We start from the raw sequence: 23,793 nt of genomic DNA on the forward strand, positions 1-23,793 counted from the left end.
CACTTGGCGTTTCGGCAGCTGGAAGGTCCGGCGGACAGTAAGTGAATAGGCTAGGTGAGATAACGCGAACGACACCGGCGCAAGATCATAAGCGACCTCGTGTGGCGTTGCGGGACCGCCGTACCAGCCAAGATATTCTAGAGAGCGGCAATCGACTGCGAAAGGCCGGCGAGCCCGAACGCGAGGGTGGCATGGCGATGATGCAGTTCCAGCAGCGTTGCTTCGAAAGGCCCGTCTGGCAACGTTGCCGGGGCAGTGGAGACGACCCGGTCCCGACCTGCCAGTTTCGACTGAACCGCCCGGAGGATCTCCGTCACGTCTGCAAGCGTCGAGGCCGCCTCCTCGATGGAACAGGGGGCTTCGTTCAACCACCGCGTGCATGCTGCCAGGTGCAGACTGGCGATCCAACACGTGTGCCTCAGGCTTGCCCGATCGCCGCCAATGTCGTGGAGCCAATCCGCCGTGGCGTCTCCTGCCTGACTGGTCTCTTTCATGACGATCCGCCGAACATCCGTTTGTCAGCGCCAGCACGACATCCGCGGATCTTAGACGTGAGAAGCCGAAGTGTGACCGCCCGACCTATCCAATGGTATGCGGATCCCGTCTGCACCTAGCGCTTCTCCGTCAAGGGTTACGACCGCCTCGCGCCGATGTTCGAGGGCCGGGCGCCACTGCCACTAATCTACGCGAGCGGAGAGCTTTTCGATTGATGAATCGCTCCATTTGTTATTGAAGATTCGAACCATAGTAGTTCGTAGGGCCGCCCTCGACGGCACAACCCTGGCTGTCTGATGCTGTTGACAAGCATCCCGGCGATGCTGGCCACATTCCGTCGCGCTGGACGGAGCTCAGATGCTCAACTTCAGAGCTCGATAATGCCGCGGCGTACGGCTGTGGTGACTGCGTGAGTCCGGTCGCTGACATAGAGTTTTGTGAAGATGTTACGAATGTGCGCTTTGATGGTGTCTTCGGCGAGCGACATCTTGAGTGCGATCGCCTTGTTTGGATCCCCTTCGGCGATCAGCCGAAGGATTTCGATCTCGCGCGCATTCAGGGATTCGTCGGCTGCGTGCTCGGCGATGCTGTGCGCGACCTCGGTTTGGATGTGGCGGCGTCCGACATGAACCGATCGGATCGCGCCGATCATCTCGTTGCGTAGAGCACTCTTCAACAGGTAGGCAGCTGCGCCGGCTTTTAGCGCCTTGAGAACTTGCGCATCTCCGGAGTACGTCGTGAGCACGACGATTCGAGCGCCCGGATCGACCTTTCGGATCGCCTCTATCGCCGCGAGGCCGTTCATACCCGGCATCTGCAGATCCATGAGTGCAACGTCCGGGCGCAGCTCGGTGTAGCGATCGACCGCCTCGAAGCCATTCGCGGCTTCGGCTACGATTTGCATGTCCGGCTGGGTTCCGATCAGCGCACACACTCCGTCGCGCAAAACCGGATGATCGTCCGCAAGTAAGATGCGTATGGCGGCCATAGGATCGCCTGCCATGCTGTGCGCCACTCCGGCTGAGATCCCCTCCAATCAGAGGATCAACGTCAGTCTCAATAGAACAAATGTGCCACGGGCAATACCCGTTTAGGTGTCTCTGGCCACCACCAGATGGGTCTAAGCCGACCGGTGGTTCATATCGTAATGTCGCCCGAACAAATCGGATTGGACGAGAACTTGGATCCCTTGCCGCGCGGCGCCGAATACGGAGATGTTCGCGCCGGGGCGCACCCGGCGATCATTCCGCGGCGGATCGTCACTTGGCGAGGTGATGTCGGCCGGGGAGAACCGACCGACGAGGCGCGGGCCGAACGTGTGGCCCTGGAGAGCCTTCTGATCGAGGTTCGTGACGGACTCGACGGAGACCCTCGGCGTCTACGAGAATGCCTGAGGAGGATCGACGCGCTGGTCTTCGCCTGCACACGAACTGGGACGGACTTGGAACAGCGAGACGGAAAAGGTGGGTTGCAGCCGAAGCAGATTGCGACGATCGTCGCCTATATCGATAAGCATCTAGGCGAGCCGATCGCGATCGACGACATGGCAAGGGCGATCAATCTTAGCCGGACGCATTTCTGCCGAGAGTTCAAACGGACCACGGGGCAATCCCCACATCAGTTCGTGATCGGCCGACGACTCGCATTGGCGCAGGACCTGCTGCTTCGATCCTCCGTCTCGCTCAGCCAGATCGCCAGGTGCTGCGGCTTTGCGGACCAAGCCCATCTCACACGCACCTTCAGGCGCTTCACTGGCGCGTCACCGCTTAGATGGAAGAAGAACGCCGCGGCGCTTCCCGGGCAGCCGCTGAGCGGGCCGGGCGGCAACTGAATTGAGGAGTTGGAACGGGTGGACTGCGCTTGCGGCGTCGGCGTCGCATAGCTTCCTTAAGGTCTTCGAAGGAGCAGCCGCCACCATCGACCCCGCTCCCTGAGCGCTCGTCGAATGGGCACGGTGACGCTTACCTCCGTGCCCCGGTCTGGAGCGCTTTGGATAGCGAACTTGCCGCCGATCCGACTGGCACGTTCCCTCATGCCGATGAGGCCGAAGTGTCCCGGCTTCTCGCCGCGTTCGAGGACGACTTCGGAGATGCCGACACCGTCGTCGACGACCCTCAGAGTGATCCAGCTCGATGATGCCGTGAGGCGGACGGAGATCCGGGCAGCTGCGGCGTGGAGGACGGCGTTTCTCAGAGCCTCGGATGCGATCCGGGCGAGTTCGTCCGCCACAAGGGCGTTCGGCGGCGGCGTGGCCTGATCGACCTGTATCTCGATGTCGAGCCCGGCCGGGATCTCGAGCTCCGCCACCGCCCCGACAACTGCGTCGCGAAAGCCTGTCGGGCTGTCGAGGTATCGAAGACCCTTCACCCGCTCTCTAGCAGTTTCGATAATCTGCTCGCCGCGTGTCAGCGCCGCTTCGAGTTCGCTCTTCGCCTCTGGCTCCGATCGTATCCTCATCGTCGCAACGTGGAAGCGCAGGAGCATGCCTTGGACGCCTTGGAGAAGTGTGTCGTGCAATTCACGCGATATGCGCTCTCGCTCCGAGGCGCGTTCGGCCAGTCTGGAGGTGATCTGAGAGGCAACGTGGCGGACCCGGATGGAGTAAAGCGCCCATGCGAGAAGGATTAAGGCGATTGAGACGAGAGCCGTGAACCATCGCGACTGAAAGAACGTCGGCGGTATGGTTATCTTCATCTCCGCACCGGTACGGTTCCAGATGCCGTCATTGTTCGAACCGATGACTTCGAAGCGATACATCCCCGGCGCGAGGTTCGTGTAAAACGCCTGCCGCCGGAGACCGGCATCGACCCAACCTGCGTCCACGCCGACAAGGCGGTACCGGGCTTGGTTTCTCTTTGGATTTGTGAGGCTGAGCACGGCGAAATCGACTTGAAGGTCGCGTGTGCCTCTGGGAAGTCTGAGATTCGGAGACGCGTCGAACGAAACTCCTCCCGCATGGAGACTTCGGATCTGTATCGGCGGAGACTGATGATTGAACGGGAGCCGCTTGGGATCAATCCATGCCACCCCTCCTCGCGTCGCGATCCACACCCGCCCGTCACCACCAAGCGCCAACCCATGAAAGCCGAAGGTGTTGGGTAGGCTCGGCATGCCATCTGCGAAGTCGTACATCTGCACATGTATCGGAGCCGAGCGGCGGAGGAATGCCCGTTCGAGGTCGGAAGTCGGAACACGGGCGATGCCGTTGCGCGTCTGAAGCCAAGTCTGTCCCTGTGAACTGACGATTCCGCTGATCCCGCTGATCGTGGGAATGCGTTCCTGCGAAATCGTAAAGAGCTTGCCAGAGGCCCACTTCGACAAGCCTGCATCACTGCCGATGAGGACAGCGTCGCCCACCGGAGCGAAGGATGTGATGTTCGCGAGTTTATGACGCCCGCCCGCGATGAGCGTCGTCCTGTTCTGTCCATCGATTCTCGTCAGATCGCCATAGTGATTGTAGGCGAGCACCCGGCCGAGATCATCAGGATAGAGGCTGACCGCCGGATAGAGGGACGGGTCCTGCAGCCTAGCCGGGAACCAAACTCTGTCCTTCTGATGGAAGAAGCCTTGCTCACCAGCCGCCGCCCATAAAGCCCCTTCGTTTGACCACGAACAGGCGAATAGTCCGTCCGAGAGCTTTGATTTCGGGGAGGGCAGCGCGGGCCCGGCCGCTTCGGTGAACCGCCCGTGCGAGAATTTCAGGAGCCCTGACGTGCCGCTTGGGCTCCACCACTCGCCGACGGGAGACGTGCATCCGGCGTTGAACAGTCCTGGACGGATCAGTGCAGGCGCCGCTCCGGGATTAGCCCGGTGGAGGCCGTTTGCACCGGCGAAGTACACCGCGCCCGCGTGGTCGACGTGCATCGACAGCTCGTCTTCAGCCCGCGGCTTCACCGAAGGCTCGATGGCTATCGAGCTCGCTCTGAAGCGCTCGAGTCCGAGCGGCGTTGCGACCCAGATGTTACCTTCAAGGTCCTCGAACCCATCTTGGATGCTGTCGGAGGCCAGCCCGTCGTGCCCGGAATAACGTTGGACCGGCTCAAGATCGTCGCCGGAAGGACCGCCAAGACGGGGCTTCGGTATCCTGAACATTCCGTCCGTTGGCGTGAAGCCCCAAAGGGTTCCATCGCGGTCGAAGAACGATCGTGGCTTCCGTTTGAACGCCGGCGTCCGGTAGAAGCGGATCCTTGACGGCAGACCAGGGTTAGCGACGCTCGGTCGCGTCCCGAGGTCATCGGAGATCCAGACGCGGTCTGATTGATCGGTGGCGAGTGCAGGGTAGCCGCGTAGCTCGTCCCCGCTACTGACGAAGCGCGGGGCGCCACGATCGAGCACTTGGACCGTGCCTGATAAGCTCACCCAAAGCCTACCGTCACCTGTCGCCGCAAGCGCCGTGACGAAGCCGTTGGGCAGGCCGTAGCTCGCAGCTTGTATGTGCCAGGCGCCGACCCCAAACCAAGCCAAACCGTTGGACGAGCGACCGAAAGCGGCCCAGATCTTCCCGTCACGGGTCTGGATCAGGCTAGTCACCTGATTACGGGGCCCCGGGCCCCGCGGCATGTGGGTGTCCTTCCAGCGGCCTTCCTTGAACGCGGCGATGGTTCCATCACGGCAACCGAGCCAGAGGGTGCCGTCGGCAGCCCGGATGTTGGCCGTGATGCCCTTGCCTTCGAGGAAGTCTGGCAGTTTGAGCCTTTCGAACGAAAGACCATCGAAGCGAAAGGTGCCGTTGTTTGTCGCCAACCATAGGAAACCGTCGGGGAACTGAATAACCGAAGAAATGGCATTCGGCGCGCCATCTTCCGTGCTCCAACGCGTATGCTTGAACTGATCGACCCGAAAGGTGGGATCGAGTGCAGACGCAGGCGCTCCGACTAGAAGGAGCGCCAAGGTGGCAAGGCGCGTGCAACAGATCGGGCCGATGGCTCTCAACTCCCGTCTCCGACTGCTACGATGCTGAATCATCTGGCTGAAGGGTTAGCCTAGCCGATGCGAGTTGTCGCCTGAACCTTGCAGACGAGCGTTAGTCGTTTTTCGAAGCGCCTGAGCGCTGTGGTAGCATGCCGGAGGCATCACCGCGCTCAGGTTTGACGAGGTGGCGATACCCGAGCTGTTGACCGGGTTCCGCCGGATCCGCTCCAGCGGAGTGCAATCGAAATAGAGATGCGCAAGCGGAGAGAGTAGGGGCTACCTTTGCCCCGCGCGCCTGTAATGGCCTCGTGAATGACGCGCATCCTGTCGTCGTCCGGAAAGTCGATGTGCAGATGGCTTGCAATCTGCTCCGGGCTCCATGCCTTTGACCAGCGCCGGTTCTGCCGAGGCCCATGTCGCCGCCCCTTCCACGATACCGTGGGGCCGGTGACGGGCACGTCACCGGGTTTGGCAATGGCTCCGCTCAACCAGTCCTCGGCCCAGCGGCGTAGCGTGTCGTTGGCCGCGAGCGCGGCAACCTTGGGACGGCGCGCCGCCTGCTCGGCATGCCACTAAGCGTCGCCGCGTTTCGTTGGATCTCGCCGGAGATTGTCAAAGGAGCTCGACCGAGCCGACGCGCGATCTCGCACACGCCGTGCCCTTGGACCAACAGCAACGCGATCTCTTCGCGTTCTGCCAAGGACAAATATCTACCCGACAAGAGTTTCGCCTAGCGCGTGAACTCCGCGGGCGGCATCCCGCCCGCCTCCCGAAACTAACGGCCCCCAACCGGTTGTGACGTTCCAGCCTTTACTGCTGCTGCCTTGCTGCTCATCCCGGCAGCAACATACTCCCAGAACATTGCATTCTCATGCCGATTGGCAACCGGGGGACTCCCCGGCGACCGCAGTTGTGATCGTGTGCACCGGTTCGATCGTCGCTTTCTGATACCCATCGCTCGCCTCCATTTTCGAAGCGTTGCGACAAACGGTTGAATTCGCCCAATATACCAGCGAGCAGTTCCAGCGACTGATGGCCGATAATAGCGTCACCTGCTCGATGAGCCGGTCAAGTTGGCTGACGGGTTGGATGCTATCGATCTAATGAACTGAGGTGGGGTTTCATTGGTCGGAAGGGACGAGGCCTGGAAGCCCGCTACACGCACGTATAATTGTAGATAGCCCCTCGGCGGCCGATCCTCTTGTAACCGGACAACCAGCAATGGCTCCGATCCGATTACATGACCGGGGAAGCCAGAATGCCAAAATTTCTGAAGGAACGGGCTCGTGCTCCATGGCTGATGAACAGCCTTCAGCGCTATTCGGGCGTGACCTCCCTGATCGCGTGGCCGGCGCTTTTGTCGGGATGCGGTGCCGCGGCGCCGCCCCCGCCGCCGCCACCGCCCGCGGTGACGGCGACGACCGTGATCATGCGGCCACTTCGACAGTGGGATGACTTCACCGGCCGCCTCGAGGCGGTCGACAGCGTCGAGATCCGACCCCGCGTCAGCGGCTTCGTGGACGCCATCTCGTTCAGCGAGGGCGCTCGGGTCGGCAGGGGGCAGCTGCTGTTCCAGATCGATCCGCGACCGTACCGCGACGAGGTCGAACGGCTGGCGGCCGAGCTTCGGCGTGCCGAGGCAAAGCAGGTGCTCGCGAAGTCTGACGCCGCCCGCGGCAAGCGGCTGATCGATCAGAACGCCGTCTCCCAGGGCGAGTTCGAGCGGCTCGGTGCGGAGGCCGCGTCGGCTAGTGCTGACGTAGGCGCCGCTCGCGCTGCGCTCAACACCGCCCGCCTCAACCTGTCGTTCACACGGGTGGTCTCGCCCGTAGCCGGAAGGGTGTCGAAGGCGATCATCACCCGGGGCAATCTGGTCACCGCGTCCAGCCTTCTGACGACGGTCGTGTCGGACTCCCCGATCTACGCATCGTTCAACGCCGACGAGCAGGCATACCTGAAGTACGCGGGCGACCAGCGCGGGAAGGGCGGGCCGGTCTTCGTCGGGTTGATCAACGAGCAGGGCTTTCCCCACCGCGGGCGTCTCCACTTCCTCGACAACGTCGTGGATTCCGGCAGTGGCACCATTCAGGGCCGCGCCATCCTGGACAATCCCGACGGCAAGCTGACCCCGGGGCTCTTCAGCCGGATCCGTCTGGTGTCGAGTGGTACGAAAACCATCGCGCTCGTCCCCGAGCAGTCGCTCGGCACCGACCTCGGGAAGCGCTTCGTGATGATCCTCGACCGCAGCAATCACGTCCGTACCCGACCGGTTGAGCTTGGCGCGGCACTCGGCGAGTTCCGGATCGTGACCTCCGGGCTGGTGCAGGGGGAGCAGGTCGTCGTCGACGGGTTGCAGAAGGTGAAGTCCGGCGACGCGGTGAAGGCGGTCCGCAAGGACGTGCCGATCCCGCAGTCGCTGATGGATCAGCTGGCGCCGGTAGGATGACCGTTCCTCCCGCAACCCCCGCCACTCCCGCCGCACCCCCCTCGGGAGCCCCTCGCATGAGCATATCGGACTTCTTCGTCGGCCGCCCGCGCTTCGCCATCGTGCTATCGCTGGTCATCCTTCTCGCCGGTCTTGTGGCGTTGCCGCTCCTGCCGATCGCGGAATACCCCGAGGTCGTGCCTCCGACCGTCGTCGTCCGCACGACGTTCCCGGGCGCCGAACCGGCGGTGATCGCCGAGACGGTGGCGTCTCCGCTTGAGCAGGCGATCAACGGCGTCGAGGGCATGCTGTACCAGTCGTCGCAATCGACGAGTGACGGCGTGATGACGCTGACCGTCACGTTCGCGCTGGGCGTCGATGGCGACAAGGCGCAGGTGCTCGTGCAGAATCGCGTGGCGCAGGTGCTCGCGCGCCTTCCGCCGGAGGTGCAGCGCGTCGGCGTGACGACGACCAAGGCGTCTCCCGCACTTATCGAGGTCGTCCACCTGACTTCGACCGACGCGCGCTACGACATGCTCTATCTGGCGAGCTATGCCCAGCTGCACGTCAAGGATCGCTTGGCCCGCGCCTATGGCGTCGGTGACGTCCGGGTGCTCGGCGTCGGACCGTATTCCATGCGGATCTGGCTCGATCCCGAAAAGCTCGCCGCGCGCGGCATGACCGCGGGCGACATCGTCTCGGCGCTTCGCGAGCAGAACATCCAGGTCGCAGCAGGCCAGCTCGGCGCGCCGCCGGCACCGGGCCAGGCGGCCTTCCAGATCTCAGTCAACACCCAAGGGCGTCTGGAGACGGAGGATCAGTTCCGCGACATCGTGATCCGGGCCGGTACCCAGGGCCAAATCTCGCACCTTCGCGATGTGGCCAGGGTCGAACTGGGTTCGGACAGCTATGCACTGCGCTCGATTCTCGACGGCAAGCCGGCCGTCGGCATGGCCATCTTCCAGCGGCCCGGCACCAACGCGCTGCAGATGACCGATGGCGTCAAGAAGACGATGGACGCGGTCGCCAAGGACTTCCCGCCCGGCGTCCACTACAGCATCGTCTACGACACCAGCGACTTCGTGAATTCGTCCATCGACGCCGTCATCCACACGTTGTTCGAAGCACTGGCCCTCGTCGTCCTTGTGGTCCTCCTCTTCCTTCAGAGCTGGCGCGCCTCCATCATCCCGCTCATCGCCGTGCCCGTCAGTCTGGTCGGCACGTTCGCTGCCATGCTTCTCTTGGGCTTCGGGCTCAACGCGCTGACGCTCTTCGGCCTCGTGCTGGCGATCGGCATCGTGGTCGACGACGCCATCGTCGTGGTCGAGAACGTCGAACGCAATATCGCGCTTGGGCTCACGCCGATCGCCGCCACGCGGCGGGCCATGCGCGAGGTCACGGGACCGATCATCTCGACCGCCTTGGTGTTGTGCGCGGTTTTCGTGCCCACCGCGTTCATCAGCGGGCTGACCGGGCTGTTCTACCGCCAGTTCGCACTGACGATTGCCATCTCCACAGTGATCTCGGCGTTCAACTCGCTGACGCTCTCACCGGCGCTCGCGGCGCTTCTCCTTCGGCCGCACGACGCTCCCAAGGATCCGTTCGAGAAAGTGATCGATCGGGGCGCCGGTTGGATATTCCGCCCCTTCAACCGCTTCTTCGCCAGGCTGTCGAACAGTTATGTCGGCGGCGTCTCGCGCGTGCTCGGGCGGAGCTCCATCGCGCTCGTGCTGTACGGAGGGCTGCTCGCGGTGACGGCCTGGCTCTTCGTCTACACCCCGACCGGCTTCGTTCCGCAGCAGGACAAGCTCTATCTCGTCGGGGTGATGCAGCTTCCCGACGCCGCCTCGCTCGACCGCACCGAGGCGATCATGCACAAGATGAGCGACATGGCGCTCAAGACGCCTGGCATCGCCCACACCGTCGGTTTTCCGGGTCTATCGGTGAACGGCTTCGTAAACAGCCCCAACGCCGGCATCATGTTCACCAACCTGAAGCCGTTCAAGGACCGGGAGACGGCGAACACGTCCGCACTTGCCATCGCCAAGTCGCTCAACGCGCAGTTCTCGACGATCCCAGGAGCTTCGATCGCGGTCTATCCGGCGCCTTCCGTCCAGGGTCTGGGCAGCATCGGCGGGTTTCGGATGCAGATCGAGGACCATTCGGGGCTCGGGCCCACCGCGCTGAACGCGGCGACGCAGGCGATCATCGCAAGGGCAAGCAAGGATCCGGCGCTCGCGGGCGTCTTCACGTCCTATCAGATTGGCGTGCCCAAGGTGCGGGCGGACATCGATCGCGAGAAGGCCAAGGCGCAAGGGGTGCCGCTCGGTGGACTGTTCGAGACGATGCAGGTCTATCTGGGATCGCTCTACGTGAACGACTTCAACCGGTTCGGCAGGACCTATCAGGTCAACGTCCAGGCCGATCAGCGCTTCCGGTTGCAACCCGAGGATATCGGACGGCTTCAGACGCGCAACGCGTCGGGCCAGATGATCCCGCTCGGCGCCTTTGTTACGACGCACGAGACGACCGGCCCGGAAAGCACCAGCCACTACAACTCCGAACTGACCGCCGAAATAAATGGCGGCCCTGCGCCGGGATACAGTTCCGGCCAGGCGCAGAAGGCGCTGGAGCGCATCGCGAACGAGGAGTTGCCCAACGGGATGGGCTACGAGTGGACCGAGCTCACCTATCAGCAGATCCTTGCGGGCAACACCGCGATCTATGTCTTCCCTATCTGCCTGCTGCTCGCCTTCATGGTTCTGGTCGCCCAGTACGAGAGCTGGAACCTGCCGCTCGTCGTTATCCTGATCGTGCCGATGTGCCTGCTGTGCGCTCTTCTCGGCGTGCACGTCTCGAAGGGTGACAACAACGTCTTCACTCAGATCGGATTGATCGTGCTGGTCGGCCTCGCGTGCAAGAACGCGATCCTGATCGTGGAGTTCGCGCGCGAGCGGGAGATGGAGGGGGAGAGCGTTATGCAGGCGGTGCTCGACGCCTGCCGCCTTCGCCTCCGTCCGATCCTGATGACCTCGCTCGCCTTCATCATGGGCGTTGCACCGCTTGTGATCTCGACCGGGGCGGGGGCGGAGATGCGCCGGGCCATGGGCGTCGCCGTCTTCTCGGGAATGCTCGGCGTCACCGCCTTCGGCCTGGCGCTAACGCCGGTCTTCTACTGGGTCCTGCGCTGCATGCTGCGGGGCAAGGCCTGCGGCAAGGAGCGGATCGCGGAAGTCGAGACCTGTTGCATGGAACTGCCCCCGAAGGCGCAGGCCGAACCCGAAGGAGTACCAGCATGACGTCCTTGCGGAAAAGCGCCTCGAAGGTTCTAATGGCGAGCTGCATGATCACTGTCGGCGGATGCGTCGTGGGACCGCGCTATCACGTGCCCGTCGAGGCGCCTGTTGCAATCGCGACGATCGACCCATCGATCGCGATTGCCCGTCCGCCGGCGGAGTCGTGGTGGGGGCTGTTCGACGATCCGGTGCTGGATGCGCTGGTGCTGAAGGCTGGTAGGGACAATCTCGATCTTCGCCAAGCGCTCGGACGGGTCCGGGCTTCGCGCGCATTGTTCGACGATGCCAGGCTCGATCGGTTCCCGCGCGTATCAAGCGGCGCCGACTATCAACGAAGCCGCGAGCAGCGACCGGGACTCACTACGGAACAGACCACTGTCGAGCAGTTCGATCTAGGCTTCGACGCCACTTGGGAATTGGATCTGTTCGGCCACGTGAAGCATCAGATCGAAAGCGCACGGGCGGATGCGGAAGCGACACGTTTCGATGCGGACGACGCGAAGGTCGTCGTGACGGCCGAAGTCGTCCGGAACTATCTTGTCCTGCGCGGCGCGCAGGCACGGCGGGCCGTGGCTGAAAACAACGCCCGAAGTCAGGCCGAGACGCTGCGATTGACGGAGGTTCGCGTGGACGTCGGAACCGGAGACCCGGTCGACGTCCAGACCGCGCGGGCGCGGCTTGAGGCGACCCGGGGGACGATACCCGAGTTCACGATCACCGAGCGGCACGCGGCGCATCGGCTCGCGGTGCTCGTCGGGCAGAGGCCGGGCGAACTCGACGCAACGCTCACGCCTGTGACGTCGCCGGTAACGCCCGCGGTCAGGGCGCTGCCCGTCGGAGATGTCAGCGCCTTTCTGCGCCGACGACCCGACGTGCGCGCGGCCGAACGGCGCCTGGCGGCGCAGACTGCTAGGGTCGGAGTGGCGACCGCCGACCTGTTCCCCCGCATCCGGATCACCGGATTCCTTGGACTTCTGAGCGGCGACGTGTCTTCGCTGTTCACGAAGGGTGGTGGGGCGTACGCGGTCGCGCCATCGGTCACCTGGCCGGCGTTCGACCTGGGTGGCGCGCGGGCACGCCTGCGCGCGCAGAAGGCGGAGGCCGACGTTAACCTGGCCGCCTACGACCAGACTGTGCTGAAAGCGATCGAAGACCTGCAGAACGCGGTCGTCGCCTATGGGCAGCGGCAGAAGGAGATCGCAAGTCTCACTTCGCAGATGGACGCGGCGCGCCGCGCCTCGCAGCTGGCCAACGTCCGTTACAAGGAGGGCGACATCGACTTCCTCCGTTTGCTCGAAGCGCAGCGCCAGCAGCTAGATGCCGAGGACTCGCTGACGCGTGCGGAGATCGAGTCGAACACCGATGTGGTAGCGGTGTACAAGGCGTTGGGCGGTGCGTACTCGGAATGAGCCTGCGCCCTGATCAGCCATCCTTCTCGGCTCGCTTGCGATCGGCTTTCCGGGCGCGACGGACGGCGGCGGCGTGTTGGCGGGCGCGCTTCTCCGAGGGCTTCTCGTAGTGCTTGCGCAGTTTCAACTCGCGATAGACGCCTTCACGCTGAAGCCTCTTCTTGAGAACGCGGAGGGCCTGATCGACGTTGTTGTCGCGTACGATGATTTGCATACGAGCCTTCTCCAGGTTTCGCAGAGCGATGGTGAGCGCGCACCGCTCTATGGTGCCGCAAGCTGCAAGCCAAGGCCTGGGTGCCAATGGGATGGAAAGCGTTCCGTCTGTAGGGCGGGCAATTGCGGTGACTACGCTTGTTCAGCTTGGCGTGGAAGGAAATCGGGTGGCCTACTTGAACGCTGGACTGCAGAACTCAGCTTTAGCTTAGGGCGATGATACGATTCCGCTCGCGATACGCAATGCAAAGCGGTCCTGGGGGGTGTATCGGAGAGTGGTGACCGGCGTCGAGACCCACTCCCGCACCCCGCAGCAAGCCGGGGCTGAGTCTTCGCCGGCGAACGCCGGAATGATTCTCACGGCCACGATGCTGGCGTCCAGCCTCCCGTTCATCGATGGCTCCGTCACGAACGTCGCGCTGCCTTCGATCGGCAGGGATCTGCATGGCGACGCCGCCTCGCTGCAGTGGGTGATCAACGCCTATTTGCTTCCGCTGTCCGCACTTCTCCTGATCGGCGGCGCTGCCGGCGATCACTTCGGCCGGCGGCGGGTCCTGATCCTCGGAACAGCATTGTTCGCGGTCGCGTCTATCCTCTGCGCGGCCTCCTCGGACCTCACCCTCCTGCTAGCGGCGCGCGCCCTGCAGGGGGTTGGCGCCGCCATGTTGATGCCGAACAGCCTCGGCATCCTCGGCAGCGCGTTCTCAGGGGAATCGCGGGGACGCGCCGTCGGCACCTGGGCGTCAGCCGGAGCGATCGCTAGCGCGGTCGGGCCTCCGCTCGGCGGATGGCTCGTGGGCGTCGCAGGCTGGCGCGCGATCTTCTTGATCAATGTGCCGGTCGCGCTCGCCGCGATCGTCGTCGCGTACAGGTTCGTCGAGGAAAGCGCGGAGGGAGAACAGCCGCTCGATGTTTCAGGGGCCGTACTGGCGACTCTGGCGCTGGGTGCGCTTACCTGGTCGCTGACGTTGTGGTCGAGCCACCACGAGGGGTCCGCGAAGACCTGGGCGGGACTTATTGCGGGCATCGCGCTGCTGGGCCTGTTCGTATGGGTCGAGCATCGCCGTCGAACCGACGCTATGATGCCGCTGTCGATGTTCGCGTCGCGCGCGTTCGTCGGGCTGACTCTCCTCACATTCCTGCTCTACGGCGCGCTTGGAGGCCTGCTTGTGCTGCTTCCTTACCTGCTGATCGTCGGCGGCGGCTATACGCCGATGCAGGCAGGGATGGCACTGCTACCATTTTCCATTGTGATAGGCGCAGCATCCCGGCTGATGGGCCGTACGACCGAGAAGATCGGGCCGCGCTGGCCGCTGACGATCGGACCCATCGTGACCGGCCTTGGCTTCCTTGTGCTGGTTAGAGTCGATCCGACCGCCAGCTACTGGACCAGCGTCATGCCGGGTATGGTTATCGTCGCCATCGGAATGGCGGGCGCCGTCGCGCCGTTGACCACGGCAGTGCTGTCTTCCGTTGATCGGGAGCATACCGGCACCGCCTCTGGCTTCAACAGCGCGATCGCCCGAACCGGGGGACTTATCGCGACAGCGATGGCGGGCGCAGTGCTCGCGCAGACCGGCGACGCGCTGACCAGTGCGTTCAAGGCCGCAGCGATCGTCGCGGCGGCTCTTGCGATCGCATCGGGATGCGTCGCCTTCGTGACGCTGGGATCCTCAGAAGGACAAAGCGGCTAATTCGATACTAGCGACGTCGGGCGAAGGGCCGAAGGGCGGGCGGACCATCGCGCGCTCGTGTCGCATCTATTCGCATCGCCACTTTCGAGATCGACGGACGACGACAGTCGGGAATTGGAGATAGCGCTGCGGACGAAAGTCATCGGGTCCATTTAGACAAGGGAATATTATTGCGGCTTGCGGGCATTCGCGCTGGATCGGATCGGCTGCGCGAGTTTCGAGCAGTTTCGTCCGCCGGTTTTGGCAGCATATAGCATTGTCTCGGCGCTTTCGAGCCAGGCGGCAAACGAGTTGGTCGACGCCGATAACTCAGCGACGCCGAAGCTCGCCGTCACGTGAAGATCGTCGACGCCGGGGATCGTCATCGTGCGCTCGGCGATCCTTTGCCGAAGTCGCTCCGCCACCACGACGGCTGACGTGCCGGTCGTCTCCGGCAGCAGCAAAGCGAACTCCTCACCCCCCAGGCGACCGAAAAGATCGTTTGGGCGCAGCGCTACCGTGGCGATGTCGGCAATCTGCTGCAGCACTTGATCCCCGAGCGCGTGCCCGAAGCTATCGTTCACTCGTTTGAAATGATCGACGTCGAGCATCACGAGCGAACTAGGCCGTCCGTGGCGGCGAGCGAGTTCCACCTCTCGTTCACCCTGCTCGACGAACGCGCGCCGGGTCAGCGCTCCGGTCAGATAGTCCACTCGCGCGATCTGGCGAAGCTCCAGCTCGTCGCACACGATTTTTGCGAAGTTGCCGAGTATCGAGACCTCCGCAGGACTGAATTGCCTCGGTCTTGTATCCATCGCGCATAGCGCGCCGACGTTATAGCCGTCCGGTGTGCGCAGCGGGATACCGGCGTAGCTGCGAACGTGTGGAGCCCCAACCACCAGCGGACTATCGGCGAACTTTGAATCCAGGAGCGCATCCTCGACGACCAGCGGATGGCGCTGTTGGATCGTATGAGTGCAGAAGGATACCGAGCGCGGTGTCTCACTTTGGTCGATGCCGTGCTTCGCCTTGAACCATTGCCGATCGCGATCGACCAGCGTCACGGTCACGATGGGCACGGACAGGACGGTCCGAACGAGCATCATTATCTTTTCGAACGGTTCTTCGACCGCGGTGTCGAGCACCTCCAGACGGTGCAATGCCGCTACGCGGGCGTCGTCGTCGAATCGCAGCCCGTCATTCATGAGAGGTCGCCCTCATCATGGCGCGGATCACGACGGTCAGGTCGTCGGCGTAGCTGTCAACGAGCGTACGGACGCTTACGTCAACCAGTTCGTCATCCACACCGGCCGCGCGAAGGCTTGCGACAAGCGCCGAAAGATGGGTCTGATGTCGATTCACGCTGTCCAGCAGCTCGGGCGGGATGTCGAGGGGCTCGGCGGGAGTGGGGGCAGGCCGAAGTTGATCGATACGCACCAGATTGCCCTCTTACACGGCATCCCAGCTCTACATTCCAACGGTTAACAGAAACAAAACGAGCACTCCGTTTTACAGCGAACGATCTGAAAACAGCTCGCGGCGAAGACCCATGCGGTTCAAGGGTCAGCCGCGAGCGTGCGGTCCAGCAAGCTGATCAGCGATCATCGAGCATCGCAAGCGTGGGCTCGGATCCCGCTATGGGCCCTTCCCTGAATAGCCTTCTCTCGCGAGGGGTGCTCGCGTTGGGGGTTAGCCCCTCACGCGCACCTTGGCGGTCACGGACAGGCCGGGGCGCAGCAGGTCCGCACCCACCTGCCTCGAGTCGAACCGGATGCGCACGGGCACGCGCTGTACGACCTTGGTGAAATTGCCGGTGCCCGGCTCGAAGGGAAGGAGTGAGAAGCTCGAACCCGAGCCGGGTGCGAGGCTTTCGACTGTCCCCTTCAGGTCGTGCCCGTGCAGGGCGTCGACGTCGATCGTCGCCTCCTGACCGACCTGCATGTGACCGGTTTGCGTCTCCTTGAAGTTCGCCGTCACGTATAGCGCGTTCATGGGTACCAGGGTCAGCAGACGCGTGCCCGGCTGGACGTAGTCGCCGACCCGAACCTGACGGTTGCCGATCGACCCCGAGACCGGCGCATAGATGATGGTGTGACGGCGATCCTGGCGCGCCAGATCGAGTGCAGCCTCAGCCTGGCCAACCTTGGCCTTGGCGGTCTCGAGCGCTGCCAACAGCATCGGGCGCTTGGCACTCACCACGCCCGCACTGTTCTGTGAGACGCTAAGGAGCGCCCGCGCGCGCGCCGACTCCTGCTCGGCCGTGACCGCCGCGGCACCGTAGCTGTCGGCATCGCGCTTCGCGACCGCACCTCCCGCCACGAGGGCGTCGTAGCGCTTGCGATCCGCGGCGGCGAGATCCGACCGCGCCACGGCGGACCTGATCGAGGTGTCGGCCGCCACGACGTTGGAACGCGCGAGGCGTTCCTCCGCCGTCAGGCTCGCAAGCGCGGCCTGAGCGGAAAGGACTCCCGCTCGCGCGTCGGCGAGGACCGCCTCGGCGGAGGCAGCCTTCGCATCGAATTCCTCGGGATCGATCCTCACCAGCGGTTGCCCTGCATGAACGACCTGGTTGTCGCGCACGAGCACCTCTTCGATGAGACCGCGGACCTTCGGAGCCACCGAGGTGGTGTCCGCCGCGACATACGCGTCGTCCGTCGACTGCGAGGTGACGGGGGAGGTGATCCAGAGGGCGCCAACGACTGCGACGGCTATCGCCGCGGCCGAAGCCGCCGACGTCCGACGCGACGGCAGCCGCAGGCCTTTGGGGGATCGGGTCTCTGCGGCGGTGAACGCCGCTCCGTTTGTAACCGCGTCCATATCGACCAAACTCCACCTTGCAATTTCTATATTACGAACATAATATTATGAACGTAATATCACAAGGGCTCTTTCGGATGGCTGATGCACTCTTTTCATCGGGCTCGAGAACACGATCGTTGCCGAACCCGGTGGCGCTTCCGACATCGCGGAAGTTCTTGATCTTTGGCATCCTCGCGTTCGGTCAGTTCATGGCGCTACTCGACATTCAGATCGTCGCTGCGTCGCTCAACGACATCCAGGCTGGGTTGTCGGCGGGGCCGGATGAGATCAGCTGGGTCCAGACTGCCTACCTTATGGCCGAGCTGGTCATGATCCCCTTCTCGGCGTTCCTCGCACAGGCAATGTCGACCAAATGGCTGTTCGCGACGTCGGCTGGCCTCTTCACCCTCTCGAGCGTAGCGTGCGGCTTCGCCTGGAACATCGAGTCGATGATCGCCTTTCGCGCGATCCAGGGTTTCGTCGGTGGCGCGATGGTGCCGAGCGTGTTCGCGGTCGGATTCACGATCTTCGAGGGCAAGCAGCGCGCTCTGATTCCCGCCATCCTGGGCATGGTGTCGGTGCTGGCGCCCACGCTTGGGCCGACGGTCGGCGGGATCATCACCGAGACGATCGACTGGCGCTGGATCTTCTTCATCAACGTGGTGCCGGGGGCGGCGGTGACGATCCTCACGATTGTGTTCGTCGACGTTGATCGCGGCGACACCGGCATGTTCGGCAAGATCGACTGGTCGCACCTCATCGCGATGGCGGTAGCCCTGGGCGGTCTCGAGTACGTGCTGGAGGAGGGACCGCGGAAGGATTGGTTCGGCGATCCGACCATCCTGATGGTCGCCTGGTTCGCAGTGGTGGCGTTCGGTCTGTTCCTCGAACGTTCGTTCTACTCGAGGAACCCTATAGTCCGGCTGAGCCCCTTCAAGAACCTGACCTTCACCATCGCTTGCGTGTTCAACCTGGTGATCGGCTTCGGGATATACGCCTCGACCTACCTCCTGCCGGTATTCCTCGGGCGGGTGCGCGGCTTCAACAGCCTTCAGATCGGAACCACCGTTTTCGTCGTCGGCATCGGTCAGGTGATCAGCACGATCGTCGTCGCGCGTTTGTCGAACACGTCGATCGACCGGCGGATTCTGATCGGCGTCGGGTTGACCGGGTTCGCCTTCAGTCTCTGGCTGACCTCCCACATCGCCTCCAACTGGGGCTTCGCGGAGCTGCTCGTGCCGCAGACGGTCCGCGGTCTGTTCGTGATGCTGTGCATCGTCCCGAGCGTGAACCTGGCCCTGTCCGGCTTCGTGGGCCAGGAGCTCCGCGCCGCTTCGGGCCTATTCAACCTCATGCGCAATCTTGGTGGTGCGATCGGCATCGCCACGGTGAACACCTGGCTTCAGGACAACACCCGGACCCAGGCCGCGCGATTCGGTGAGGCGTTGGGCGTGAACGCGCGCGCGGCGCAGGACATGACGGCGGACATCGCCCGTCGCATGGCGGTCATCACGCCCGACCCCGACCGCGCGCTCCTGATGGCGCAGGCAACGATCGCCCGACTCGTCGGTCGCGAGTCCCTCACCATCGCGTTCGCCGAGGTCTTCCACATCATGGCGATCCTGTTCGTCGTGGCGCTCGTCCTCGTCCCTTTCTGCAAATCCCCGGCTCCCGGCGCGACTGTGTCGCCTGCCGACGCACATTGAGGAAATCGATCATGCGTATTCTTGCTGTTCTGCTCGCTTCAGCGTCACTGGCCGGCTGCGCGGTCGGCCCCGATTACATCCGCCCGAACGTAGCGCTTACGCCGGCCTTCATGGGCGCGCCGGCTATCGCTGCCGAACCCACCGACTCGGCCTGGTGGCAGGGCTTCAACGATCCGGTTCTGAGCGCCCTCGTCGCCAAGGCGGTGGCCGGCAATCTCGACATCGCCGCGGCGGCGGCCCGGATCGACCAGTCCCGCGCGATCGCGCGCAGCGCCGGCGCCGACCTGCTCCCGCGTATCGACGGCGCGGGAGACGTGACGCGGGTCAGCCAGTCGCGCGATACGCCGATCGGACGGATATCCCAGGCGTTCGGCGCCCCACGTGGCTATACGCAATATTCGGCTGGGGTGCAGGCATCGTGGGAGATCGACGTCTTCGGCGGCAATCGCCGGCGGCGTGAGGCTGCCCGCGACGCGCTGGCATCGCAGGTGGCGGATGCCGGTGCGGTGCGGGTCGCGGTCGCTGCCGAGACCGCAGACGCCTATCTTTCGCTGCGCGCGCTGCAGGCGCGGCTCGACGTCGCGTCGCGCCAGGAGCGTATCGAGCTGCAGCTCGTCGATGTCGTGAAGCAGCGGGTCGGGCAGGGGATCGCCGCAGATCGCGAGCTCAACCGTTCGCAGGGTGAGCTCGAGGGCGTCCGGGCCTCGCTGGCGCCATTGCGGGCCGGTATCGCGGCGCAGCTCAACCGGCTGGACGTGCTGGTGGGCGAGCAGCCCGGCGCGAACAGACCGATCCTGCAGCAAGCGCAGGTCATCCCCACGGCGCCTATGCCATCGGGCAGCGCCGCGCCGACCGACCTGCTGCGTAGGCGCCCCGACGTGGTCGCGGCGGAACGACGACTGGCGGCGGCGAATGCGCAGATCGGCGTCGCCGTGTCGGAATATTATCCGCACATCTCCTTGTCCGGCCTCCTCGGTGTGGCCAGCTTGGGGACCAGCAACCTTCTGAGCGGTGGTGCCGTCCAGGGATCGGGCGGCGCGGGTCTCCGATGGCGGCTTTTCGACTTCGGTAGGATCGACGCCGAGGTGTCGCAGGCCAGGGGCGGGCGGGCCGAGGCGCTCGCCAGCTGGCGCAAATCGGTGCTGACCGCGGCCGAGGACGTCGAGACCGCTCTTTCGCGTCTGGAGGAGGCGCGTTCGGAGAGCGTCGCGCTCGATCGCCAGGTCGCGGCGCTGACCAAGGCGCGGGGCCAGGCCGACCTGGCGTATCGCGGTGGGGTCGTGGCGATAATCGACGTGCTCGACGCCGATCGGCAGCTGCTCGCCGCTTCGGACCGGCAGGCGACCGTGAAGGCGGAGCAGGCGCGGGCTGCCGTGGCGGCCTACCGAGCGCTTGGTGGTGGATGGCAGAGCGACGCGGTGGTCGCGCACCAGCCAGCGTCGGGTAAGAGAAATGGATGATGGGAGTGGCACGATGAGCGACGAAACACCCAAGCCGAACCGCACGCGGCAGAAGAAGGCCAAAAGCCGCGAACGCATCCTGCAGGAGGCGGCTTCGGCGATTCGGATGGAGAGCGCCGATCGTGTGAGCGTGGCGACCATCATGGGGCGTGCCGGGATGACGGTTGGTGGCTTCTATGCCCACTTCGCCTCCAAGGACGAGCTCCTCGCGATGGCGGTGCGCCACATGTTCGAGGAGCGCTATTCGGCCTTCCTCTCCCGGCTCGACCATCCCGACGCGACGCACGTACTGAGTCAGTTTCTCGATACGTACCTATCGATGCGACATCGTGATGCGGTCGAGCGCGGTTGCCCCATTCCAGCGCTGGCGGGTGAGATCGGCCGGCTCGCACCGCCCGTGCGCGACGAGTTCACACAGGGTATCGATCGACTAGTGGCCGGCGTGAACCAGTTGCTCGTGAGGATGGGACGCGAAGATGCGGACGACCTGTCGGCCTCCCTGATCGCCGAGATGACCGGAGCGTTGGCGCTATCGCGCGCTCAGCCCGTGATGGAGAAGGCGGAGGCGATGCTTTCCGCCTCCCGTTCGCTCGTCCGCCACCGGGTCGGTCTTCAGTAGGAGAAGGCCTATCGGGCCGATCGTTGCGTCGGGACAGAAGTCGGCGATCTACGATGCCGCGTCGACCTGTTCGCGTACCGCGACGCTCGAAAGCAGCGTCTCCGCAGCGAATGCGGCAAGCGCCACCACGGTGAAGACGACCGCGGCGCCGAAAAGCGCGAACAGCAGTCGACCTGTGGTCGCCATGCCGAGCGCACCGACGAACAGGCTCAACACCGCGAAGCAGGTGAGGGCCCCGGCGATCGATGCGGTGAGGACCGCGACATCGAGGACGTGCGTCCGACGCCGCAGCGCCGCTAGCTGGCGAGCGTGGTGTCCTGGATCCTCCGTCAGCTTCCCGACCCGGTCCGCGACGCGTCCGAGGCGCGAGGTGAAGACGTTCAGCAGCGCGGCCAGACCGCTGAGGAGGAAGACCGGGGTGAGCGCGAGCTGAACCACCTGCGCGGCGGCGTCGAGCGATGCGTGCGTCGTCATGCCCGGGGCGTCACGAGTAGCGCTCCTCGGCCCACGGATCGCCGCGGCGGTGATACCCGTTGAGTTCCCAGAACCCGAGTTCTTCGGCAGTCAGGAACTGGATCGCCCTCAGCCACTTGGCGCTCTTCCAGAAGTAGAGGTGCGGTATCACCAGCCGGACGGGGCCGCCATGGTCGCGGCTCAGCGGCTGCCCCGACCAGCTGTGCGCCAGCAGTCCGTCCGGCGAGGCGAAGTCGTGGAGGGTCAGGTTGGTCGTGTACTTGTCGTATCCGTGCAGAAGGACCGCCGCTGCATCGGCCGTCGGCTGCACGTGGTCGAGCAGGTCCCGCGTGGCGACGCCGTTCCAGTCGTTGTCGTAGCGCGACCACGTGGTGACGCAGTGGATGTCGCTGCGCTTTCCGGACTGGGGCAGGGCTCCGAACGAACGCCAGTCGAGGATCGCCGGCCGCTCGACGCTGCCGGTGATCTCGAGCGTCCACTTCTCGCGTGCGATGTCGGGCTGTAGCCCGAGATCGAGCACCGGCCAGTCGCGTACGAGGTGTTGGCCCGGCGGGAGTCTTTCCCCGGTCGGTTTGCGAGATCCACCCGTCAGGAACTTCCCTTCGTCGGCCCAGCGCAGCTTCGACTTCGTCAGCTTGTTCGGCTCGTCGCCGTCCGGTGTGGTCATGACGGTTCTTTCCATTGATCTGGCCGTGCCCTGCGGCATTTCCTTGGGCGGACCCATACGTGCTCTAACACTGCCATGCGATTATACCGGTGTACAACGCGGCGGCGGCCGCCACCTGTCCTATCCTCATGGATAATCGTCGTAAGCGCTTGAACGTGCGAGAGAGGGAACGACGCGCAGTGCTCCGTTCAGGGAAGCGCGCTCCCACGACAAGGATCTCCAGTGACCGACGCATCTACCGCCGTCCGAGATCTCGCCTCCGACCCGATGGCGACGGAGCTTGCTCTCTATGCCGATGCCGCCCGGCGTGGCGCCGCGTATCTCGAAGGCGTTTCCGGGCGCCGGGTCTTCCCAGACCAGCAGGGTCTGGACGGGCTGCGCGCCTTCGATGAGGGCCTGCCCGCGTTCGGCCTGTCCCCGGAAAGCACGCTGGCGCTACTCGACGAGAGTGGCTCGCCTGCAACCGTCGCGACCAATGGTCCGCGGTATTTCGGATTCGTGGTCGGAGCGGCGCTACCGGCCGCCGCGGCCGCGGAGCGGCTCATGCTGGCCTGGGACCAGGGAGCGGCGCTCCACGTCGCGTCGCCCGTCTCCGCCCGGATCGAAGCGGTCGCCTCCAGTTGGCTGCTCGAGGTGCTGGATCTGCCGCGTTCCAGCGCTGTTGGCTTCGGCACATCGTCGACCGCGTGCGGACTGACCTGCCTGGCGGCAGCCAGGCGTTCGGTGCTTCTGAAGGCCGGCTTCGACTTGGACGTTTTGGGAATCGCGCAGTGCCCGGAGGTGAAGGTCGTGGTTTCCGAGAAGGTTCACGTCACGGTTCTGAAGGCGCTTCGCATCCTGGGTTTTGGTCGGAGTCAGCTGTTGATCGCGCCCGTCGATGGCGAGGGGCGCATCGACCTGGACCGCCTGCCGCCTCTGGATGCGACGACGATCCTCTGCCTGCAGGCAGGCGAGGTGAACACCGGCGAGTTCGATCCGTTCGGCCCGCTCATCGCACGGGCGCGCGAGGCGGGTGCCTGGGTTCATGTGGATGGTGCCTTCGGGCTCTGGGCAAGGGCGTCCGCCACTCGCCGGGCGCTTACGGAAGGGATCGATCTCGCCGACAGCTGGACCGTGGACGGGCACAAGTGGCTCAACACGCCCTATGACTGCGCGATGGCGATCTGCCGTGATCCGGAAGCGCTCGCAGGGGCGATGAACAGCGATGCGGCTTATGCCGTAGGTTCGGCGGATGCCCAGAAGAACCTGACGCTCGAGTTCTCCAGGCGTGCGCGGGGCATTCCGGTCTGGGCCGTGCTGCGCTCGCTGGGTACTGTCGGGGTGGCCGAGCTCGTTGACCGACATTGCCGTCAGGCGCTTCGTCTTGCGGGAGGTCTGAGGGCCGCGGGCTTCGAAGTCGTCAACCGCGTCGTCCTGAACCAGCTCGTGGTACGCGCGGCGGACGACGCGCAGACGAACGCCGTGCGGATCGCGGCCGAGCGCTCCGGGGAACTGTGGTTCGGGAGCACGTCCTGGAACGGTCGTGCTGCATTCAGGCTCAGCGTCTCCTCTTGGCGCACCACCGATGGCGATATCGAGCGCGCGATCGAACTGCTGGCCAAGCTGCTCGGCGAATTGCACTCGCATCACACGGCCGTCTGATCGAG

General features: G+C 64.4%; 19 protein-coding genes. 9 read left to right on the plus strand and 10 right to left on the minus strand.

Going from position 1 to position 23,793, the window contains the following annotated elements; translation table 11 throughout:
- Nucleotides 1–137 precede the first annotated feature (137 nt).
- Both EAH76_RS15335 and EAH76_RS15340 read right to left on the minus strand, forming a co-directional pair.
- Nucleotides 138–494, minus strand: coding sequence for a hypothetical protein (locus tag EAH76_RS15335; RefSeq protein ID WP_140851156.1), 357 nt, complete (start codon nt 492–494; stop codon nt 138–140).
- 368 nt (nt 495–862) lie between these two features.
- The gene (locus tag EAH76_RS15340) at nt 863–1,483 is read right to left on the minus strand and encodes a response regulator (RefSeq protein ID WP_206667882.1); all 621 of its coding nucleotides are present in this window, start codon (nt 1,481–1,483) and stop codon (nt 863–865) included.
- Nucleotides 1,484–1,642: 159 nt separating this feature from the next.
- On the opposite strand from EAH76_RS15340, the gene EAH76_RS15345 reads away from it, so the two are divergent.
- Entirely contained in the window at nt 1,643–2,326 is a 684-nt protein-coding gene (locus EAH76_RS15345; RefSeq protein WP_161989056.1) for a helix-turn-helix domain-containing protein, read from the plus strand.
- Nucleotides 2,327–2,382: 56 nt separating this feature from the next.
- On the opposite strand, the gene EAH76_RS15350 is transcribed toward EAH76_RS15345, so the two are convergent.
- Nucleotides 2,383–5,238 (minus strand): sensor histidine kinase, encoded by a 2,856-nt coding sequence (locus EAH76_RS15350; protein ID WP_161989057.1) that lies wholly within the window; start codon nt 5,236–5,238, stop codon nt 2,383–2,385.
- Nucleotides 5,239–5,890: 652 nt separating this feature from the next.
- Entirely contained in the window at nt 5,891–6,127 is a 237-nt protein-coding gene (locus tag EAH76_RS24865) for a helix-turn-helix domain-containing protein (protein ID WP_140851160.1), read from the minus strand.
- Nucleotides 6,128–6,664: 537 nt separating this feature from the next.
- Between EAH76_RS24865 and EAH76_RS15360 the strand changes: the two genes are divergently transcribed.
- Genes EAH76_RS15360 through EAH76_RS15370 form a run of 3 tightly spaced genes read left to right on the plus strand, consistent with a single transcriptional unit; the run spans nt 6,665 to nt 12,536 of the window.
- Nucleotides 6,665–7,852 carry an efflux RND transporter periplasmic adaptor subunit gene (locus EAH76_RS15360; protein ID WP_206667883.1) on the plus strand — a complete coding sequence of 396 codons (1,188 nt, stop codon included), beginning with the start codon at nt 6,665–6,667 and terminating at the stop codon, nt 7,850–7,852.
- A gap of 56 nt (nt 7,853–7,908) precedes the next feature.
- Nucleotides 7,909–11,130 (plus strand): efflux RND transporter permease subunit, encoded by a 3,222-nt coding sequence (locus tag EAH76_RS15365; RefSeq protein ID WP_140851161.1) that lies wholly within the window; start codon nt 7,909–7,911, stop codon nt 11,128–11,130.
- Between the two features lie 44 nt (nt 11,131–11,174).
- Nucleotides 11,175–12,536, plus strand: coding sequence for an efflux transporter outer membrane subunit (locus EAH76_RS15370; RefSeq protein ID WP_206667884.1), 1,362 nt, complete (start codon nt 11,175–11,177; stop codon nt 12,534–12,536).
- A 13-nt stretch (nt 12,537–12,549) separates the two neighbouring features.
- Here the strand turns inward: EAH76_RS15370 and rpsU are convergent, their stop codons facing one another.
- Nucleotides 12,550–12,750: a 30S ribosomal protein S21 gene (gene rpsU / locus EAH76_RS15375; RefSeq protein ID WP_140851163.1), complete on the minus strand. Its 201-nt coding sequence runs from the start codon at nt 12,748–12,750 to the stop codon at nt 12,550–12,552.
- Nucleotides 12,751–13,027: 277 nt separating this feature from the next.
- Between rpsU and EAH76_RS15380 the strand changes: the two genes are divergently transcribed.
- The gene (locus EAH76_RS15380; RefSeq protein WP_241659716.1) at nt 13,028–14,443 is read left to right on the plus strand and encodes an MFS transporter; all 1,416 of its coding nucleotides are present in this window, start codon (nt 13,028–13,030) and stop codon (nt 14,441–14,443) included.
- Nucleotides 14,444–14,610: 167 nt separating this feature from the next.
- Here the strand turns inward: EAH76_RS15380 and EAH76_RS15385 are convergent, their stop codons facing one another.
- The 3 genes from EAH76_RS15385 to EAH76_RS15395 all read right to left on the minus strand — a co-directional run bounded on the left by EAH76_RS15385 (nt 14,611) and on the right by EAH76_RS15395 (nt 17,239).
- Nucleotides 14,611–15,627, minus strand: a complete 1,017-nt coding sequence (locus EAH76_RS15385) for a GGDEF domain-containing protein (RefSeq protein ID WP_140851164.1) — start codon at nt 15,625–15,627, stop codon at nt 14,611–14,613.
- Nucleotides 15,620–15,859: a hypothetical protein gene (locus EAH76_RS15390; RefSeq protein ID WP_140851165.1), complete on the minus strand. Its 240-nt coding sequence runs from the start codon at nt 15,857–15,859 to the stop codon at nt 15,620–15,622. The genes EAH76_RS15385 and EAH76_RS15390 overlap by 8 nt, the downstream gene beginning before the upstream one ends.
- Nucleotides 15,860–16,111: 252 nt before the next feature.
- Complete coding sequence (locus tag EAH76_RS15395; RefSeq protein WP_140851166.1) at nt 16,112–17,239, minus strand: HlyD family secretion protein; 1,128 nt, start codon at nt 17,237–17,239, stop codon at nt 16,112–16,114.
- A 119-nt stretch (nt 17,240–17,358) separates the two neighbouring features.
- Between EAH76_RS15395 and EAH76_RS15400 the strand changes: the two genes are divergently transcribed.
- The 3 genes from EAH76_RS15400 to EAH76_RS15410 are packed head-to-tail and all read left to right on the plus strand — an operon-like array spanning nt 17,359 to nt 21,006.
- The gene (locus EAH76_RS15400; RefSeq protein WP_241659717.1) at nt 17,359–18,927 is read left to right on the plus strand and encodes a DHA2 family efflux MFS transporter permease subunit; all 1,569 of its coding nucleotides are present in this window, start codon (nt 17,359–17,361) and stop codon (nt 18,925–18,927) included.
- Nucleotides 18,928–18,938: 11 nt separating this feature from the next.
- Nucleotides 18,939–20,387, plus strand: coding sequence for an efflux transporter outer membrane subunit (locus EAH76_RS15405; protein ID WP_140851167.1), 1,449 nt, complete (start codon nt 18,939–18,941; stop codon nt 20,385–20,387).
- Between the two features lie 13 nt (nt 20,388–20,400).
- The gene (locus EAH76_RS15410) at nt 20,401–21,006 is read left to right on the plus strand and encodes a TetR/AcrR family transcriptional regulator (RefSeq protein ID WP_161989059.1); all 606 of its coding nucleotides are present in this window, start codon (nt 20,401–20,403) and stop codon (nt 21,004–21,006) included.
- A 48-nt stretch (nt 21,007–21,054) separates the two neighbouring features.
- Here EAH76_RS15410 and EAH76_RS15415 read toward each other — a convergent pair whose 3' ends face one another.
- Nucleotides 21,055–21,480, minus strand: a complete 426-nt coding sequence (locus EAH76_RS15415) for a DUF2721 domain-containing protein (RefSeq protein ID WP_140851169.1) — start codon at nt 21,478–21,480, stop codon at nt 21,055–21,057.
- A gap of 10 nt (nt 21,481–21,490) precedes the next feature.
- Nucleotides 21,491–22,147, minus strand: a complete 657-nt coding sequence (locus tag EAH76_RS15420; RefSeq protein WP_140851170.1) for a sulfite oxidase-like oxidoreductase — start codon at nt 22,145–22,147, stop codon at nt 21,491–21,493.
- Nucleotides 22,148–22,369: 222 nt separating this feature from the next.
- Between EAH76_RS15420 and EAH76_RS15425 the strand changes: the two genes are divergently transcribed.
- Nucleotides 22,370–23,788 (plus strand): pyridoxal phosphate-dependent decarboxylase family protein, encoded by a 1,419-nt coding sequence (locus EAH76_RS15425; RefSeq protein WP_206667885.1) that lies wholly within the window; start codon nt 22,370–22,372, stop codon nt 23,786–23,788.
- Nucleotides 23,789–23,793 lie beyond the last annotated feature (5 nt).

Source organism: Sphingomonas glacialis, assembly GCF_006439055.1.
In the GTDB taxonomy this organism is placed as follows: domain Bacteria; phylum Pseudomonadota; class Alphaproteobacteria; order Sphingomonadales; family Sphingomonadaceae; genus Sphingomonas; species Sphingomonas glacialis_A.